Origin of the sequence: Hominifimenecus sp. rT4P-3 (assembly GCF_051055405.1) — a bacterium.
GTDB lineage: Bacteria > Bacillota > Clostridia > Lachnospirales > Lachnospiraceae > Pseudolachnospira.
The window spans coordinates 717,687-734,636 of the sequence record NZ_CP167068.1 but is presented as its reverse complement, the minus strand read 5'-3'; the positions used below and the strand labels follow the sequence as shown (position 1 = coordinate 734,636).

At 50.4% G+C, this 16,950-nt stretch carries 13 protein-coding genes and 1 other RNA gene; 3 read left to right on the top strand and 11 right to left on the bottom strand.

Annotated features, from left to right (window positions below):
• Positions 1–93: 93 nt before the first annotated feature.
• From ACCC71_RS03530 to ACCC71_RS03520, 3 genes are all read right to left on the bottom strand, one after another.
• On the bottom strand, positions 94–1,323 hold the full coding sequence (locus tag ACCC71_RS03530) for a VWA domain-containing protein (RefSeq protein ID WP_434311053.1): 1,230 nt from the start codon (positions 1,321–1,323) through the stop codon (positions 94–96).
• Positions 1,323–2,141: an AAA family ATPase gene (locus ACCC71_RS03525; protein ID WP_434311052.1), complete on the bottom strand. Its 819-nt coding sequence runs from the start codon at positions 2,139–2,141 to the stop codon at positions 1,323–1,325. Before ACCC71_RS03525 ends, ACCC71_RS03530 begins: the two co-directional genes overlap by 1 nt.
• A 171-nt stretch (positions 2,142–2,312) precedes the next feature.
• On the bottom strand, positions 2,313–4,268 hold the full coding sequence (locus ACCC71_RS03520) for an NlpC/P60 family protein (protein ID WP_434311051.1): 1,956 nt from the start codon (positions 4,266–4,268) through the stop codon (positions 2,313–2,315).
• Positions 4,269–4,500: 232 nt separating this feature from the next.
• Between ACCC71_RS03520 and ACCC71_RS03515 the strand changes: the two genes are divergently transcribed.
• Positions 4,501–5,859, top strand: coding sequence for an MATE family efflux transporter (locus ACCC71_RS03515; protein ID WP_434311050.1), 1,359 nt, complete (start codon positions 4,501–4,503; stop codon positions 5,857–5,859).
• A 6-nt stretch (positions 5,860–5,865) separates the two neighbouring features.
• Here ACCC71_RS03515 and ACCC71_RS03510 read toward each other — a convergent pair whose 3' ends face one another.
• The 8 genes from ACCC71_RS03510 to ACCC71_RS03475 form a co-directional block, all read right to left on the bottom strand.
• Positions 5,866–7,119, bottom strand: a complete 1,254-nt coding sequence (locus ACCC71_RS03510; protein ID WP_434311049.1) for an ATP-binding protein — start codon at positions 7,117–7,119, stop codon at positions 5,866–5,868.
• 226 nt (positions 7,120–7,345) lie between these two features.
• Positions 7,346–7,683, bottom strand: an RNA gene (gene rnpB, locus ACCC71_RS03505) — RNase P RNA component class A.
• Positions 7,684–7,800: 117 nt separating this feature from the next.
• Entirely contained in the window at positions 7,801–9,456 is a 1,656-nt protein-coding gene (locus ACCC71_RS03500; RefSeq protein WP_434311048.1) for a nucleoside kinase, read from the bottom strand.
• 19 nt (positions 9,457–9,475) lie between these two features.
• Positions 9,476–10,258: a Nif3-like dinuclear metal center hexameric protein gene (locus ACCC71_RS03495; protein WP_434311047.1), complete on the bottom strand. Its 783-nt coding sequence runs from the start codon at positions 10,256–10,258 to the stop codon at positions 9,476–9,478.
• Entirely contained in the window at positions 10,255–10,959 is a 705-nt protein-coding gene (locus tag ACCC71_RS03490) for a tRNA (adenine(22)-N(1))-methyltransferase (RefSeq protein ID WP_434311046.1), read from the bottom strand. The genes ACCC71_RS03495 and ACCC71_RS03490 overlap by 4 nt, the downstream gene beginning before the upstream one ends.
• Before the next feature lie 2 nt (positions 10,960–10,961).
• Positions 10,962–12,005 carry an RNA polymerase sigma factor RpoD gene (rpoD, locus tag ACCC71_RS03485; protein WP_434311045.1) on the bottom strand — a complete coding sequence of 348 codons (1,044 nt, stop codon included), beginning with the start codon at positions 12,003–12,005 and terminating at the stop codon, positions 10,962–10,964.
• 33 nt (positions 12,006–12,038) lie between these two features.
• The gene (gene dnaG / locus ACCC71_RS03480) at positions 12,039–13,805 is read right to left on the bottom strand and encodes a DNA primase (protein ID WP_434311044.1); all 1,767 of its coding nucleotides are present in this window, start codon (positions 13,803–13,805) and stop codon (positions 12,039–12,041) included.
• Between the two features lie 25 nt (positions 13,806–13,830).
• The gene (locus ACCC71_RS03475) at positions 13,831–14,838 is read right to left on the bottom strand and encodes a deoxyguanosinetriphosphate triphosphohydrolase (protein ID WP_434311043.1); all 1,008 of its coding nucleotides are present in this window, start codon (positions 14,836–14,838) and stop codon (positions 13,831–13,833) included.
• Positions 14,839–15,113: 275 nt separating this feature from the next.
• Between ACCC71_RS03475 and ACCC71_RS03470 the strand changes: the two genes are divergently transcribed.
• Together ACCC71_RS03470 and ACCC71_RS03465 are read left to right on the top strand one after the other, a co-directional pair.
• Positions 15,114–15,926 (top strand): tetratricopeptide repeat protein, encoded by an 813-nt coding sequence (locus ACCC71_RS03470; protein ID WP_434311042.1) that lies wholly within the window; start codon positions 15,114–15,116, stop codon positions 15,924–15,926.
• On the top strand, positions 15,923–16,906 hold the full coding sequence (locus ACCC71_RS03465) for a DUF4037 domain-containing protein (RefSeq protein ID WP_434311041.1): 984 nt from the start codon (positions 15,923–15,925) through the stop codon (positions 16,904–16,906). The genes ACCC71_RS03470 and ACCC71_RS03465 overlap by 4 nt, the downstream gene beginning before the upstream one ends.
• Positions 16,907–16,950 lie beyond the last annotated feature (44 nt).

Here is a 16,950-nt window from a genome sequence, read left to right as displayed (position 1 = left end):
AAATGATCGGAATCCTAGAAGTACTTGCTCCGAAACCCTACAACCTATCCGATACTTTTTATCCCAAGGTCTCTTGCCTTGACGTCCGGATCTTCATAATCTCGAACTTCCGTCTTCCCTGATTCCGCTCTGCCTTCGCAGCAGCTTCTTCATCGCATTTTCCAGCCCTTCCAAGGTCAGCGGATAGGTCGGAAACATGTCTTTTAAATAATACAGCGTTTCCACCAAAAATCCTCTTCCCATCCGTTCTCTAAGAGAAGGGTTGATCCAGACCATATGGGCGTACTTTTTCTGGAATCGACGCAGCCATTCCACACCGGCGACCTGATTGAATTTCCCATGATAACTTCCGCCCACATCAAAGAGCTCTTCCGGCGACATGGTCCCGTCTCCAACCACCACTACCCGGTAATCGGCCCCATACTGATTCAGCACCCACTGGGTCGAAACAGCGGAATCCGCCTCGCATTTCGGTTCCCGAAACAGCTCGTCATAAATACAATTATGAAAATAATATACCTTCACATCCCGAAAATGCGTGGATTTGTCTACCGCCTGAAACAGTTGATTGCAAAGCATGCTGTGACGGCGCATGGACCCGCCGCAGTCCATCAAAAGCAAAAGGGCGATTTGATTCTTCCTTGGCTTCCGGTAAGCTAACGTCAGAATTCCTCCATGATCTCCCGTCCGCCTGGTCGTTTCCTCCACGTCCAATTCCCGCTGCTCTTCGTTCGACTGCTCGGAAAGCTGGCGCAAACGCCGGAGAGCCAGCTGAAATTGACGACTGGTGATCACCGTGTTTTTACGAAAATCCTGAAATTTCCGTTCTCCGCAGCTTCCAATCGCTCGATGATTTTTCGAAGAGCCGGCCAATCGCAGACCGGTACCCTCCTCAGCAGAATGGCCAAGATTAGACTTTCCTCCCGCGCCAATCCAAAAGTTCCCCTGATTGTGTTCTTCATCCTGAAGCTTTCTCATCCAGGAAAGCCTCTCGTAAAGTTCTTCCAAGCTTCGTTCCGGCGGCAAGGGAAGCTCCGCCACTTCCTCCGGCGTTTTGTGCATCTGAGGATTCGCCAACCAATCCCTCATCTCTGGTGAAATTTCTGAAAAGGCTTCCACCTCCCGAAAATAGGACAAGAATAGCTGGTCATACTGATCGTACTCCATCTCTGATTTCACCAGAATCGCCCGGCTGACCCAATAAAACGCGTCCAAACTGGAATGAACCAAATCCCGATCCAAGGCTTCCATCAGAGTCATCCACTCTACTGGACCCACAGAAAAACCACCGGCACGCAAAAAATAGAAAAATCCGGTAAACATCAACGTTTCTCCTGCATCAGCGCCAAATCTTCTTTTTTCTTCAACAACACGCCTGCAAAAGGCAGCGCCTCGTCCAATCGCTCGGCTGGAATGCCGCTTAAGGAAAGAGCCCGTACCCAGTCGATCAGTTCCGAAGTTCCTGGTTTTTTCTGGAGTCCTGACCGGCCTCTCACCTGGTAGAACGCCGCCAACGCCGCCGCCAGCAAATGTTCCTCTATCTGGGGAAAGTGGGACCTTACAATCTGCCCCATCAATTTCTGATCCGGAAACTCAATATAGTGAAAAATACAACGCCGTAAAAAGGCGTCCGGCAAATCCTTTTCCCCGTTGGAAGTAATCAACACGATCGGCCGATGCTTTGCCTGCACCGTCTCCCTTGTCTCCGGGATAAAAAACTCCATCCGATCCAATTCCCAAAGCAAGTCATTGGGGAATTCCAAGTCCGCTTTATCGATCTCATCGATCAGAAGGACCACCTGTTCCTCGGACTGAAAAGCCTCTCCCAGTTTTCCCAGATGAATATAGCGGGCAATCTCATCGACTCCCTCCGCTCCAAACTGACTGTCATAAAGCCTCTGCACGGTATCGTAATGATAGAGCGCTTCCTGGGCTTTTGTGGTAGATTTAATGTTCCATACAATCAGGCGTTTCCCCAATGTCTCGGCAAGCGCCTGCGCCAGCATCGTCTTTCCAGTGCCGGGCTCTCCTTTCAGCAGCAAAGGCTTTTCCAACGCGATCGCAATATTCACTGCTTCCATCAAAGGCTCTGATACAATATACGTTCCACTTCCGGTAAATGTCTGTTGTTGACCTGCCATATTTTTATTCCTTTCCTTTTGCGCTCGTACCCTCGCTTCGCTGGGGCAGACCCTGTGCATCCTTAGCGGATCATTTTTCTTCTGCATAAAATTTCTCTGAAATTCCATGCAGAAGAAAAGCGCCTGAATCCAGGCGCTTTTTTCTATCGATACTCCCCTTTGGGGATGTTCTCAATTTTGTTGTACTTCCGGTTCCTCTATGACCTCCGGCTCTTCCGCCGGGAATCCCTCCAAGAACAGTCTCCCCGGGTATTCCTCCGGAGCTTCCGTGATCTGATTTCCCGTCAGACAAAGCACCGTCTCATAGGACTGCATGCTGCCTGGCACTCCCCCGCCAAAATACAGCCGCAAAATACCATCCAGATGCTCCTCACCATTCAAATCCTCCATCCAAAGTCCAAGCAGAGGATTTTGAAGATATCTGGAATACGCATAAATCTGTTTTCCTTTCGCGTCTGTCCGGGTATAATCCAAAGGAGACAGACTCGAAATCTCATTATAAGATAGATCAATCTTTCTTGCTGATCTCAGATACTGAATTCCTTCGATATTTCGAATCGGGGTCCAGTCGTCCACTTCCGAAGAGAGAGCCATGCCCGTCTCTTCCGCTTTCCGCCTTGCATCCCGGAAAGGCTGCCCGCTGGCATTAATCGTAAGCTCCGCTTTCTGAATAAATTCCAGTAAAGTCTCCGCCTGCCATTCCGTCAATTCAAATTTTTCCGGCTCCACAGCCATACGAGATTCAATTTCTCTCGCCAGATCAAAAATATCCGGACACTGGGCGGCGGCCTCCTGTGCAATGCGTCCTGCGGTTTCCCTCGGCACCTTCGCATACTGATCCCAAATGGCATTCGCTATCGCTCCGGCAAAAGAAGCATCCGGGAACAGCGACTGAAGATCTACCTTCAACTGCTCTGCGCTCTCCCAAGCCTTTGGATCCGCGACGCCAGGAGTTGTATTCAGGCCTGTGTATTCTTTACAAGACGCGTCATGGAGCACGACCTTTCCAATCATACGCGTACAGGAACATTCATCCTTCAACAAATATGGACGGCGCGCATAGACAAAACGGCTGGCGTCCGTAATCACCACATTGTTCTTACTGCTGGCACAGTGTGCAACCCAGACTTCGCCATTTTCCGACTTTACTACTACGCCGACATGATTGATGCCACCATCTGACGGTTTCCTCCGAAATACCAGATCCCCCGGAAGTACTTCTGACCAGTCAATTTCATAGGAATTGCCCCACTGGCTTACCGTTGTCTCTCCTACTTCGCTAAACACTCCGGTTCTGCCAAAAGCATTGACATAAACCCAAGCGACAAAACCACTGCAGTCCAGCCCGAAAGACCGGAACGTTCCTGTGGATTTACTCCCTTCAATGGTAACCTGCTGGATACCGCCCCAGCGTCCATCCCAGTTTTGTGCCAAAGATTTTCCGCCCCAGAAATATCCGACTCGCCCTACCAAAGAATAGGCTTCCATCGCAATCTTTTTTCGGATAGGTGATAAATTTACCGGAAGCTCCGCTTCCGCTTTTGCCAAATCAACTTCCTCGCCTGGGGTAAAAATCTTAACCGCGACCGTCTCTTCCGGGAGAGTCTCTTCACTGGAGGATTCCGCAGCTAAAGTGCTTTCCTCAGTGGAAGCTTCCAACGGCGGCGGAGTCTCTGCCGGCAGCGTCTCTGTCGGAGAGATAGTGGTAGGCTCTGGTGATGAGGGCTCCGTCCCCGATGTACTTCCATCGCTTCCCGGCGTACTGCCTCCAGTCTCACTCCCCGATGGATCGCTTTCTGATGAACTGTCTCCACTCTCATCTTTCGATGAATCATTTTCCGATGTATCATCCCCAGTTGAGTCCGGTTCCGTCGTTTCGTCTCCGTCCGTCGATGCTTCCGGCAATGTGCTTTCCGCTTCGTTGGAAGAACTCTCCGGTGCATCCGACGACTCCGCTCCTAAAGAATCCGAACTGCCGTATGTATCCTCAAAAACAGTGGCCGGATTTGTGTCCTCCGCCCCTTCTGTTTCCGCATATACTGGAACTGCGCCGGTCACCGTCAACGCAGCCGCCATTCCTACTACGATTCCACGTACCCCTTGCATTTTTTTCACATCTTTTAACATATCGTCACCTGATGAAAAAATCCAAATTACCTTACGGCTTCATAAAAAACTATTGTTTTTACTATAGCACAGCCGAAAAAAAAATGCAATCCCTTCCCCTCCCCCCTTTGTTCTTTTTCCCTAATTTTTTTAAGTTTTTTTTTAACATTTTTTTGCCACCTAAATCTTTATAGAAAATCTATTTGCGCTTTCCCCTCTTTTTGTATATACTGAACAGACAGGAGGCGTCGCTATGAAACGGGAACACGTTGCAATAAACGAATTAACAGAGGGTGTGATCTGGAAACAGCTTTTGATCTTCTTTTTCCCGATTCTTTTAGGAACCTTTTTTCAGCAACTTTACAATACGGCGGATACGGTCATTGTCGGACAATTTGTAGGAAAAGAAGCCCTTGCAGCTGTCGGCGCCACTAGCCAACCGATTCAGCTTCTCGTCGGCTTTTTCGTGGGGCTTTCCTCCGGCGCAACCGTTATTATCTCCCAGTTTTACGGCGCAAAAAATCAACAGGATACAGGAAAAGCCATCCATACGGCAGTTGCCCTTTCCCTAATCGGCGGCCTTCTTTTTATGGGTATCGGTCTGGGTTTCTCCGGTCCTCTTTTACGCGCCATGAAAACGCCTGCGGACTGCTATGACAGCGCCCTCCTCTACATTCGCATCTATTTTCTCGGAATGATACCAACTTTCCTCTACAATATGGGGACGGGTATCCTACGAGCTCTGGGAGATTCCAAATCCCCGATGTACATTCTGATTGCCTGCTGCATCGTCAATATTTTACTGGACCTCCTCTTTGTTCCCGTCCTGGAAATGGGAATCTTCGGCGCAGCTCTCGCTACGGTTTTGTCCCAGCTGATCAGCGCTGTTCTTGTCATGGTGGAAATGGTCCGAAAAAAGAGCTTGTTTTCTTTCCGCTTTCGCGATCTCTCTCTGACTCCCCGCCTGCTAAAACGCATCCTCATGATCGGCTTTCCGGCTGGACTTCAATCCGCCACCTATTCGATCTCCAACTTAATCGTCCAAAGCAGCGTAAATTCCTTCGGCACCGATATGGTCGCTGCCTGGGCGGCTTTCGCCAAGATGGACGCGATTTTTTGGATGATCAGCGGGGCCTTTGGCATTGCTATCACCACCTTTGTCGGTCAAAATTTTGGCGCAAAAAAATACGATCGCATCAAAAAAAGCGTTCGTATCAGTCTAGGAATGGAAGCCTCCGCCGCCGTTTTCGTCAGTTTTCTCTTTTTCTTTGGCGGAACTGCGATTCTTCGTATTTTTACCAACGACGACGGCGTGCTTGCCTGCGGCTCTCAGCTGATTCATCTGCTGACACCCTTTTATATCACTTTTATCTGCGTTGAAATTTTTTCCGGAGCTATCCGCGGCGTTGGGGAGGCCTTATACCCGATGCTCGTCACGGTTTTTGGCGTCTGCCTGCTCCGGATTGCCTGGCTGTTATTGATTCTTCCACTCCACCACACCATCGGCATGGTCGCCGCCTGCTATCCGATTACCTGGAGCACCACTTCCATCATCTTTTTGATTTACTACCTGAGGGGGAACTGGTTAAAGCGGGGGATTGCAAGCTCTTAAACAGAGTTACCATTCCAAACTATTGGGATTCAAAAGGAAATCCATAATTCCCATTACCACAATCCCTTCCTCGTTACGCCACAATTTAATCCGATCTTTCACCACAATGATCTTCTTAAAGGAATCGCCAATATGCACCAATGACTTCTGTTCCTGCCGCATTTTTTCACTATCTGGAATGGCGAATGCGGACTGAATATAATACCTCTGATTGCCACGGTTACAAACAAAATCGACCTCCAGCCTCTTACGCACAGTCTTACCATTTTCATCACGTTCGGCATGCTCTACAACACCAACATCCACATTAAATCCCCGGATCAATAATTCGTTGTAGATGATATTTTCCATAATATGGTTTTCTTCCTGCTGCCGAAAATTGAGCCGAGCATTACGCAAGCCTACATCCGTAAAATAATATTTAAAAGGGGAGGCAATATATTTTTTTCCCTTAATATCATATCGTTCCGCTTTACTGATAAAAAAGGCATCTAACAGATATTCAATATAAACTCCTATTGTTTTATCACTGACGCGAATCCCATTGCTGCCAAAAGTATTTGCCAATTTTGTCGGATTCGTCAAAGACCCCACTGCGGATGCAAGCACATTGACCAGCGCGTCTATGACGTGATCTCCCCTCAACCTGTGACGTTCTTCAATATCCTTCAGGTACAGCTCCCTACACAGGTCAATCAGATACCTTGATTTCAACTCATCCGTCTTTCGGCTGAGAATCAGTGGAAGTCCCCCATAAGTATAATAATCGTTCCAAGCGTCATATTTATCTCCAGGGTATGCCGAAACATATTCGGAAAAAGAAAGCGGATAAACCCTCACCTCGTCCCCACGCCCTCGAAACTCCGTCAATACATCCGAAGAAAGAAATTTCGAGTTGCTCCCGGTCACATAGATATCCAAATTATCTTTTCGATTCAGACCATTGAGTACTGACTCAAATCCTTTACACATCTGGACTTCATCCAAGAAGACATACCACATGTCATCATCCGTTATACTCTTTTTAATGTATTTACTTAACTGTTTGCTGTCACGTAATTCTTCATAATCCTCGTCATCCAGAGGAATTCGGATAATCCTGGATGGCTCTACACCAGATTCCAGCAGATACTGATAATATAACTGAAACAAAAGATAAGACTTTCCGCATCTTCTAATACCGGTAATTACTTTAATCAAACCGTTTTCCCGGCGTTCTATCAGCCGATTCAAGTATAAATCACGTTTGATCATTTTCATTTCTGTCTCCTCCTTACTTCGAGAATTTGTAAATTGTTGCATTTTTCCGTAATTTCATTATAGCGTTACTTATTAACGAAGTCAACCTATTCCAATTATTATGCGCCGAAGGTCCATCAAAATATGCTTTTCTCCGAAACGATAAAGAATGAGTCATTTCCCATTTAGATAAAAAGGAATGTGGTCTTTTATAGGGCATTTCCCATAAAAGACCACATTCCTTTTGGTAATGAGCAGAACGATAAGCCGGGTTCTGTCGTTGGGTAATCATCTATCTAGGCCTGGCGTCGCCGCCAGGCTCAAGCGACCTACCCGGAAGCAGACGGGCCGCCTTACGCTTCCTGTTGGTCTTGCTTCGGATGGGGTTTACATGTGCCCCTCCCGTTACCGGGAAGGCGGTAGTCTCTTACACTGCCCTTCCACCCTTACCGGGAATTCCCGGCGGTATATTTCTGTTGCACTGGCCTTGGAGTCGCCTCCACCGGACGTTATCCGGCATCCTGCCCTGTGAAGCCCGGACTTTCCTCACCTGCAAAAAGCAGCCGCGATTACCTGTTCTACTCAATGACACGCTACCAGTTTTACCATACTTTACGGAAAAAAGCAAGCGATCGCCCTGCTTTCCGCCCCAAAACTTTATTCCTGGATAAAAGCATGTATGCTCTTATCCACAGAGAATACTTACACCTGGAAGCAGCTTCCGCCGATAAATTCTTTCATCAAAGAATTGTTGGGGATGGCCGTACTGTCCACCGCCAGAAAATAGTCAAAGAATTTCAGTAATCGCTTGGCCTCCTGGTACTGAGGAGAATCCACGGGAATGCCAAACAAAAGCGGTTCCGCATAGGATTTCAAGACGGAGAACTCGTAGATCAAGGCGGAGTTAAACATCACATCCGCCGTCTCCTGATAAGGGAAAATATTCCGCTCCTCCCCACGCCGCACCGAAGGCCAGCGGGCGATCGTATCCGCCGCCGAGCTCCCCCTCGTTCTAGCATCCCGGATCATTCGCCGGATCAGACGGCCGTCTGTGGTCGGAATCCGGTTGTGCTCATCGATATTGAGCTGAGTCAAGGCGCTGATATAGATCTTAAACTTACTTTCCTTGGGCAGAGAATAAGACAAAGCGTCATTCAGTCCATGTATTCCTTCGATCACCAGGATATCATGGCTGCCCAGCTGCAAATAATTTCCTTTGTACTCTCTCCGTCCCTGTTTGAAATTAAAGGTTGGCATCTCCACTTTCTGCCCGGAAAGAAGGGCCGTCATATCCTCGTTAAATTGTTTGATATCCACACATTCCAGTGCCTCAAAATCATAGTCACCATTTTCGTCCCGCGGCGTGCGGTCCCGATCTACAAAATAGTCGTCCAATCCAATGGGATGAGGCGTCAGGCCATGGGCTCTCAGCTGAATCGAAAGCCGATGGGAAAAGCTGGTTTTTCCTGAGGAGGACGGTCCGGCAATCATCACAAACTTCACATGGGGCTGCCCTGCGATCATCGACGCGATCTCCGAGATCTCTTTTTCCTGCCTGGCCTCGGCGATCAGCACCAATTCCTGAATTTTTCCGCTGGAAATCATATCGTTCACCGCGCCCACCGTGTCTACGTGAAGCTGTTCGCTCCAACGGGACGCCTTCTGCAAAGTGTCAAACAGCTTTTCCTGGGGCTCAAAGGGCGGAACTATCTTCGGATCTTGAAAGGTCGGGAACAATAAAACAAACCCCTCCCGATACAGCTTCAGCTCATAATATTTCAGATATCCGGTGGACGGCACCATATAGCCGTAATGATAATCAGCAAATCCATCGATATGATAAATATTTACGTGGGAACTCCTGCGATACCGGAACAGACGCTCCTTATCATACATCTTTACCTTCCGAAAAAAAGCCACCGCATCGTCCACATGAATGCTGTTTTTCCGAATGGGAATGTCCTCCCGGATCAGCTCGTCCATCCGAGCCCGAACCCGGTCCAGAAACTCCTGGTCGACCGGAAACGCCCCTTTCGCTTCCACATAGAGACCATGGGTCACAGAAAATTTTACCGTCACCTTTTGCATATCCGCAAGCGGAACTACGTCGTAGATGGCTTTATTCATCAAAAGTACCAGGCTTCTCTCATAGGAACGAATTCCTGCCGTATGGGCTGTCGTCACAAACTCAATACTACAGGGTTTTTCCAGTGTTTTATGTAACTCTTGGAGTTTTCCATTGACTGTGACCAATACGATATCGTTCTCATACTGAGGCTGAAACTGCCTTGCCAACTCTCGATAAGTGGTCCCTTCCGCTATCTCTACGCTTTTTCCCGCCACCTGAATCTCTATCATTTCTTTCCTCCTTCCGCCGTCAAAGCACACGGCCCGGCAACCGAAACGGCATCGTCCGAATCTCGATTTCCTCCGGCAGATGTTCCCTTAAAAACTGTTCCATAAACTCTATAAAAATCCATTCCAGGCCATAATGCCCGGCATCCAGAACGGCAAGCCCCTCCGCCATAGCATCTAAGGCCGGATGATGGCCCATATCACCTGTCACATAGGCCTGGGCTCCAAGATCACGGGCTAAACCGATCTCTCCCTTTCCACTGCCGGGCAGGATTCCCACCCGTGAAATCTTCCGGTTCTCATCGCCCTGATCATAAAGCATCAGAAAAGGCAGGGAAAAGGCCTTTTTTACCTGGATACAAAATTCTTTCAAAGAAACCGGCTCCGGCAGGTTTCCCACCTTCCCGATACCGCCGTCCCCTACCGGCTCCACTGGCACAGTCTCCATTAATCCCAGTCTCGCCGCAGCCAGATCCGCCATACACCCAGGCGCCGCGTCAAAATTTGTGTGCATGGCCGCGCAGGCAATCCCAGACTCAACCAAACGCAGTATGTACCGCTCCAAAACACTGCCGTCCGTCACCTGGCGCAGCGGGGAAAATAGGAGCGGATGATGAGTCAAAATAAAATCGCATCCTCCATTCTGCGCCGCATCGATCACCGCGTCCGTCAAATCCAGGGCGATCATCACCCGGCGCACTTCCGCGTCCCGGCGTCCCACCTGCAGCCCGGAATGATCCCAGTCACAAGCATAGGAAAGCGGACAGAGCGTCTCCAAAAGCTCCATCAAATCCCGTACCTTCATCCAATACCTCCCCAATCCGCTAAAATACCTTCCAGCTCCCGAAGGCGTTCCTCGACCTCCCGCTTGCGGGCCGCCGCTTTTTCCAGCTCCGCCTGCTCCAAGTTTTGAAGAATTTTCCGGCAGATATCTTGTTTTTTTTCTAAGAACTCTCTTAAAATCTGAGGTTTTTCCCGAAGCAGATATTTTCCATAGCCATACTCCGCCTCGCTCCAAGATTCCGCATCCGGCTGCGGAAGCACCCTCATGACCGTATAGTATTTCCCGTCTTCCTCCAACATCTGCTCTTTTTCCACGGTATATCCGGCGCCGTGCAAAAACTTCCGGAACTCCCGTACATCGGACTGGGGCGACAAGACCAGCTCCGCGGCGTCTCTCGCCGTCCGTTCTCCCTCGATCAGAATCCGCTTCATCAGCGGTCCCCCCATGCCAGCGATCACGATCGTATCCGCCTCGCCGGGAGAAAGCGCCAAAAGACCGTCCCCCAGACGAACCGCAATCCGCTCCGTGAGACCGGCCTCCTCAATATGTTCTTTTGCCCGCGCTAAGGGGCCTTCTCTTACGTCTATCGCAATGCCGCTGGGACAGATGGTTCTCTTTACCAGTTCAATCGGCAGATACCCATGATCCGTACCGATATCTGCGACCCGGCTTCCCGGCGTCACCATCCCAGCAATCACCTTTAATCTTCTTGATAAGTCCATTCCTACTCCAAAAAATCCCGCAGCTTCCGGCTCCGGCTGGGGTGACGCAGCTTTCGGAGCGCCTTGGATTCAATCTGACGAATCCTCTCTCTCGTCACCTGAAATTCTTTCCCCACTTCTTCCAGCGTCCGGCTTTGGCCATCCAGCAGGCCAAACCGCATTTCCAGCACCCGCTGTTCCCGTTCCGTCAACGTCGACATCACTTCTCCTAACTGCTCCTGCAGCAGCAGATAAGTGGCGGCGTCCAGAGGGACTTCCACATGTTCATCTTCAATAAAATCTCCCAGACGGCTGTCTTCTTCCTCGCCGATCGGCGTATTTAAAGACACCGGTTCCTGGGTCATCTTTAAGATCTCTCCAATCTTGTCCGCCGGAATACCACTTCGCGCCGCCAATTCCTCCGGTCTTGGCTCCCGTCCTAATTCCTGCACCATCTGGCGTGACAATCGCAGCAGACGGTTCATGGTTTCCACCATATGCACCGGAATTCGGATGGTCCGCCCCTGATCGGCAATGGCCCTGGTGATCGCCTGACGAATCCACCAGGTCGCGTAGGTGCTGAATTTATAACCTTTCTGGTAGTCAAACTTTTCTACCGCCCGCATCAGCCCCAGATTGCCTTCTTGGATCAAATCCAGCAGCTGCATTCCCCGGCCCACATACCGTTTGGCAACGCTGACGACCAGACGCAGATTCGCTTCCGCCAACCGACGTTTCGCCTCCTCGTCGCCTGCGGCAATCCGCATCGCCAATTCCTGCTCTTCCTCCGAAGTCAGAAGAATCACATTCCCGATCTCTTTTAAATACATCTTTACCGGATCGCTGGGCAAAAACTCCCCTTCGTCCGTCGGTTCCTCCGGCGCTTCCACCAAAGAAATCTTTTTTTCTTCCAAAACTTCCAGCACCTTCTCGTACTGTTCCGCATCCAACTCTTCTTCGCCCAAAATCTGCATCAGCTCGTCATAATCCAGCGTGTTTTCCTTTTTCGCCGCCGCTGCGAGCAACTTTTCCAACCGAACTTCCAGGCCTTCCGCACTTATTCCCATATGATCCAACCTTCCATCGATCTTAGTTTTGCCTTAATCGAGGGAAATATGCAGAGTTTCCAGACGCGCCTTCTGTAAAATTAATTCCTGCAGACGACGCGGGTCCGTTTCACTCCGAATCTGCGCGTCCAACCGGTTCCGTTTCACCCGGCGCACTGTTTCCGTCCATATTTTCTCCCGCTCCTCTTTCGATAGTTCCTCGGACAGAGCGGTGTTAAACACAGCTGCCACCTGGTTTCTTTTGTCTTCTTCCTCCAAAAACTGGTTCAAAATGCCTGCGGGCTCAATGGTCTCTCCCATTTCCAGCGCGGAAAAGATATGATCCGCCACCGCCCGATGTACTTCCCCAGAAAAATCCTCCGGCCCCAGGTAGGAACGGATTCGCTCATACGCTTCCGGCTCTGTGGCCAGCAGATTCAAGAGCAGCCGCTGGGCTTCCAAAAGGCCTTCGTCCTTCTCTCTTTTCTTCTTCGGCCGTCCTCCCTGCTCCTGCTCTTCCGGCTCAGCCGTCACCATGCGCCCCCCGTACCGATTGACCATATCACGAAGGGCCGCCGGCGGGATCTGATGCCTGGCCGCCACGGCTTCCAGATAATTATCCCGCTCCAACTCATCGGTAAATTCCGTCAGCTTCGCCGCTATCGCCTTATGAAAATCCGTCTTTTTCTCCGGGTTACTGAGATCGTACTGTCCCCGAAGGGTATCCGTCTCAAAAAGGAACGAATTGATCGCCGCGTCAATTCTCTTTTGGTATTCTTCCGCTCCCAGATTTACGATAAATTCATCCGGGTCTTTATAGGGCTTCATACTGAGAACCCGCACGGACAGTCCCGCTCGCTTCAAAATCGGGATTGCCCGCAGAGCAGCCTTTTGTCCCGCGCCGTCGCTGTCATAAGTAATGACGACTTCCGACACATAACGCTTGATTAAAAGGGCATGTCCCGGTGTAAACGCCGTACCCAGAGACGCCACGGCGCAGTCGAAGCCTGCCTGATGCAAGGCGATCACATCCATATACCCCTCGCACAAAAGCAGATACGGGCGTCTGGATACGCGGGCTAGATTTAACCCATATAGATTCCGGCTTTTATCAAAGAGCTTGGTTTCCGGAGAATTCAGGTACTTGGGCTCCCCCGTTCCCATGACGCGTCCTCCAAAGCCAATCACACGGTTGTTCACATCCATGATCGGGAACATCACCCGATTCCAAAATCGGTCTTTGGCTCCCCGTTCATCGATTTTTACCAGTCCGCTTTCCTTCAGCAGCTCATCGTGCCATCCCTTGCCGCGCAGGTACTGATACAGCGCAGCGTTGGTCATAGGAGAATAGCCCAGCCCAAACTTCTGCATGGTCTCCGGGGAAAGTCCCCGTTTTTCCAGGTACTGATGTCCCTTCTCTCCTCCTCGGTTCCGCAGCTGGTAATAATAGTACTTCGCCGCTTCTTTGTTGATCTGAAGGAGTTTTCCTTTTACATCCGCCTGCCTCTTTTGTTCTTCCGTCTCCTCCACCTGAGGCAGGGAAATCCCCACCCGGTCTGCCAAGTACTTAAGTGCTTCCGGAAACGTGTAATTTTCATACTCCATCACAAAAGTAATCACATTTCCACCCGCGCCGCAGCCAAAGCAATAATACATCTGCTTGGCCGGAGAAACCGAAAAGGACGGCGTTTTTTCATTGTGAAACGGGCAGACGCCAAAATAATTTCCGCCTCGTTTGGTCAGTTTCACGTATTGGGAGATCACCGCCACAATATCATTGCGCGACCGGACCTCTTCTACGATTTCATCAGGGTAAAACAAAACTTCCTCCTTCTTTCAGGCGCCTCTAATATTTCCAGGACACCGGAACAAACAGCCTCTGATAGGTGTCGATCGCATATCCGTCGGTCATCCCCGCCACGTAATCACAGACCACCCGTGACACTGGTTCCCGGCGAATCCAGATCATATTAAAATACTCTTCCGGCAGTTCCTCCGTATGTTCCATATAGTATTCATAGAGGCTCTTTAAAAGCATCTGCGCTTTTTTATCCTCTCGTTTTGCCACACTGTTGGTATAAACATTGTCAAACATATAATGCCGAAGACCGCTCATCGCAGTCTCGATCTCCTCGTCCATCCGGATATCCGGCTGATCTTTGCTGCTGGAAATCACGTTGTGGATCAGCGTATTCAACCGCTCCCGCACCGAATGCCCCAGCACCGCCGTAAATTCTTCCGGCAGCATTTCCTCATTTAGAATCCCGGCCCGAATCGCATCGTCGATATCATGGTTGATATAAGCGATCTTATCGGAGAGACGAACGATCTTTCCCTCCATGGTGGCAGGATTTCCGCTGGTGCGGTGATTTTTTATTCCATCGCGTACCTCCCAGGTCAAATTGAGGCCCGCGCCGTCTTTCTCGATACACTCCACAATCCGCACGCTCTGCTCATAGTGGCTGAAGCCGCCCTCGCAGATCTCATTTAACAGCCGCTCCCCCGCATGGCCAAAAGGGGTATGTCCCAGGTCATGGCCCAAAGCGATAGCTTCCGTCAGATCTTCGTTTAGGCGCAGGGCCTTGGCAATGGTGCGGGCAATCTGCGCCACCTCCAAGGTATGGGTCAGCCGTGTCCGGTAATGGTCTCCTGCCGGAGCCAGAAACACCTGGGTTTTATGCTTCATACGGCGGAACGCTTTGCAATGGATAATGCGGTCCCGATCCCGCTGATAGTCCGTACGGATGTCGCAGGGCGCCTCCGGATGTTCCCGGCCCAAACTATTCTTGCAAAGAGCGGCATAAGGACTCAGAATCTCCGCTTCCATCTGCTCTGTCTGCTCCCGTATCGTCATAAGCATTCCTCCATTTCTTTTGTTTTTCTATTGAGTTCTGATGTTTACGGATCGCTCCGCATTTCATACATGACCTTTTGACCCTACCTTCAATTGAAGGTAACATCATCATAACATAAAATTCCAGCCGGAACAAGAAAATTGGAGGGCTTATCCGCCTTCCCAGAAAAAAGTTTTCGGGATTTTTCGACTGGATGCCCTTTTCCATCGAAAATTCATGCACTTGCCTCTCTCCTTTCTCTATGCTATTCTAAAGGGAGAAAAAGGAGGCTCTTATGGATATCCAGTCGGTACTTCAACAACTCGATCAATTATTCGCCCAAAAAAGGCTCTCGGAAGTGGAACCCTTTTTGGACCGCCAGCTGCAGCAAGCCATAGAAGAAGGAGACGCCGCGTCTTCCTTAACTTTGATGAATGAGATGGCTGGCTTTTACCGCAGTATCAGCCAGTCGGAAAAATCCCTTGCCGCCGCGGAAGATGCGTTAAACGCGATCCGGCAGATGAATCTATCCGGCACCATGGCCCATGCGACCACGCTGTTAAACGCGGCTACCGCCTACCGGGCCGCCGGCGATCTCACCCGCGCGCTTTCCCTCTATCAGGAAGCATTTACCATCTTCCAAGAGCTTCGGGTTGATCAGGAGTATCCCATGGCTGGCCTCATGAATAATATGAGCCAGGTCTATCAGGCTCTAAACCGCCATGAAGACGCGATCTTCTGCCTGAACCGGGCCCTGGAAATCCTGACCGCCCTATCCGACGCGCAGATGGAGATCGCCACAACCCATTCCAATCTGGCTCTCTCGCTGCTTTCCATGGGAAAAATCGAAGAAGCCCGCGCTCATCTGGCGGAAGCCGCCGCGCTTTTCGAGGCAGGCTCCGGCCCCAGAGACGCCCACTACGGAGCCGCTCTGGCCGGTCTGGCAGAACTCTCCTACCGTACCGGGGATTACGCCCAGGCGGTGAATTATTATGAACGCGCCTTATCGGAAATCCGCAGCAGTTTCGGGGAAAACGACAGCTATCAGGTCACCAAAAAGAACCTGGAACTGGCGAAAAAAGCTTGGGAGGAAAACAAAGGAAAATGAAAGGATTGGAACTGGCAAAAGCCTACTATGAAGTCTACGGAAAACCAATGATTCAGGAAAAATTTCCGGAATATCAAAACCGCATCGCCGCTGGGCTCGTCGGCCAAGGCTCCGAGTGCCTCGGCTTTGACGATGCGATCTCTACGGACCACGACTTTGGCCCATCTTTTTGCCTCTGGCTGACGGATGAAGATTATCTTGCCATTGGAAATGACTTGCAAGACGCCTACGACAGTCTTCCCAAGGATTACCTGGGGGTATCCGGCCGCATCACCAGCGCCCGCGGCGGCGGCAGGGTCGGCGTGCTTTCCATCCGCGGTTTCTATGGACAGTTTATCGGCAAAGAACAGCCGCCAAGCTCCTTGGCGCGTTGGCTTGCCTTACCGGAATATCATCTGGCGTCCGCCGTAAACGGCCAGGTATTTGAAGACCCCCTCGGTGAGTTTTCTGCCATTCGGAATGCTCTTTTGTCCTATTACCCGGAGGACGTGCGGATCAAAAAAATCGCGGCAAGGGCCGCTGCCATGGCTCAGTCCGGCCAGTACAACTATGCTCGCTGCATGCGCCGTGGGGAAACCGTAGCCGCTGAACTGGCCGTAGCGGAATTTTTACGGGCCGCGGTCTCCATGGTCTATCTGCTCAACAAAAAATATACGCCTTTTTATAAATGGATGTTCCATGGAATGAAGGATCTGCCGATCTTAGCCCCCATCGTAGCGCCGATGATCTTGGAGTTGGCGGAGCTTGGAATCCAGAAAACTGCCTGGGAAAATCAGGATTCTCCTCGTTTTAACCCCTATGTCAACCGGATGGATCGAAAAGTACAGCTGATCGAAAGCATCTGCGGCAAGACCATCCGAGAGCTTCACGCCCAGGGGTTCACCACGGCCAACGACGATTTCCTCGAAGCTCATGTCGACGGAATCATGGAAAGGATACAAGATCCGGAAATCCGGCAGCGCCATATATTAGAGGGCTGACGACGCCCAAACTTTGAAATACACAATTGACATCGGAATCCGTC

Coding starts and splice junctions, on each gene's coding strand:
- ACCC71_RS03510 (WP_434311049.1), bottom strand. CDS start 7,119: ATGAAAATGATCAAACGTGATTTATACTTGAATCGGCTGATAGAACGC.
- ACCC71_RS03465 (WP_434311041.1), top strand. CDS start 15,923: ATGAAAGGATTGGAACTGGCAAAAGCCTACTATGAAGTCTACGGAAAA.
- ACCC71_RS03500 (WP_434311048.1), bottom strand. CDS start 9,456: ATGATAGAGATTCAGGTGGCGGGAAAAAGCGTAGAGATAGCGGAAGGG.
- ACCC71_RS03490 (WP_434311046.1), bottom strand. CDS start 10,959: ATGGACTTATCAAGAAGATTAAAGGTGATTGCTGGGATGGTGACGCCG.
- ACCC71_RS03515 (WP_434311050.1), top strand. CDS start 4,501: ATGAAACGGGAACACGTTGCAATAAACGAATTAACAGAGGGTGTGATC.
- ACCC71_RS03525 (WP_434311052.1), bottom strand. CDS start 2,141: ATGGCAGGTCAACAACAGACATTTACCGGAAGTGGAACGTATATTGTA.
- ACCC71_RS03495 (WP_434311047.1), bottom strand. CDS start 10,258: ATGAAGGTACGGGATTTGATGGAGCTTTTGGAGACGCTCTGTCCGCTT.
- ACCC71_RS03520 (WP_434311051.1), bottom strand. CDS start 4,268: ATGTTAAAAGATGTGAAAAAAATGCAAGGGGTACGTGGAATCGTAGTA.
- ACCC71_RS03470 (WP_434311042.1), top strand. CDS start 15,114: ATGGATATCCAGTCGGTACTTCAACAACTCGATCAATTATTCGCCCAA.
- ACCC71_RS03530 (WP_434311053.1), bottom strand. CDS start 1,323: ATGTTTACCGGATTTTTCTATTTTTTGCGTGCCGGTGGTTTTTCTGTG.
- rpoD (WP_434311045.1), bottom strand. CDS start 12,005: ATGGGAATAAGTGCGGAAGGCCTGGAAGTTCGGTTGGAAAAGTTGCTC.
- ACCC71_RS03475 (WP_434311043.1), bottom strand. CDS start 14,838: ATGACGATACGGGAGCAGACAGAGCAGATGGAAGCGGAGATTCTGAGT.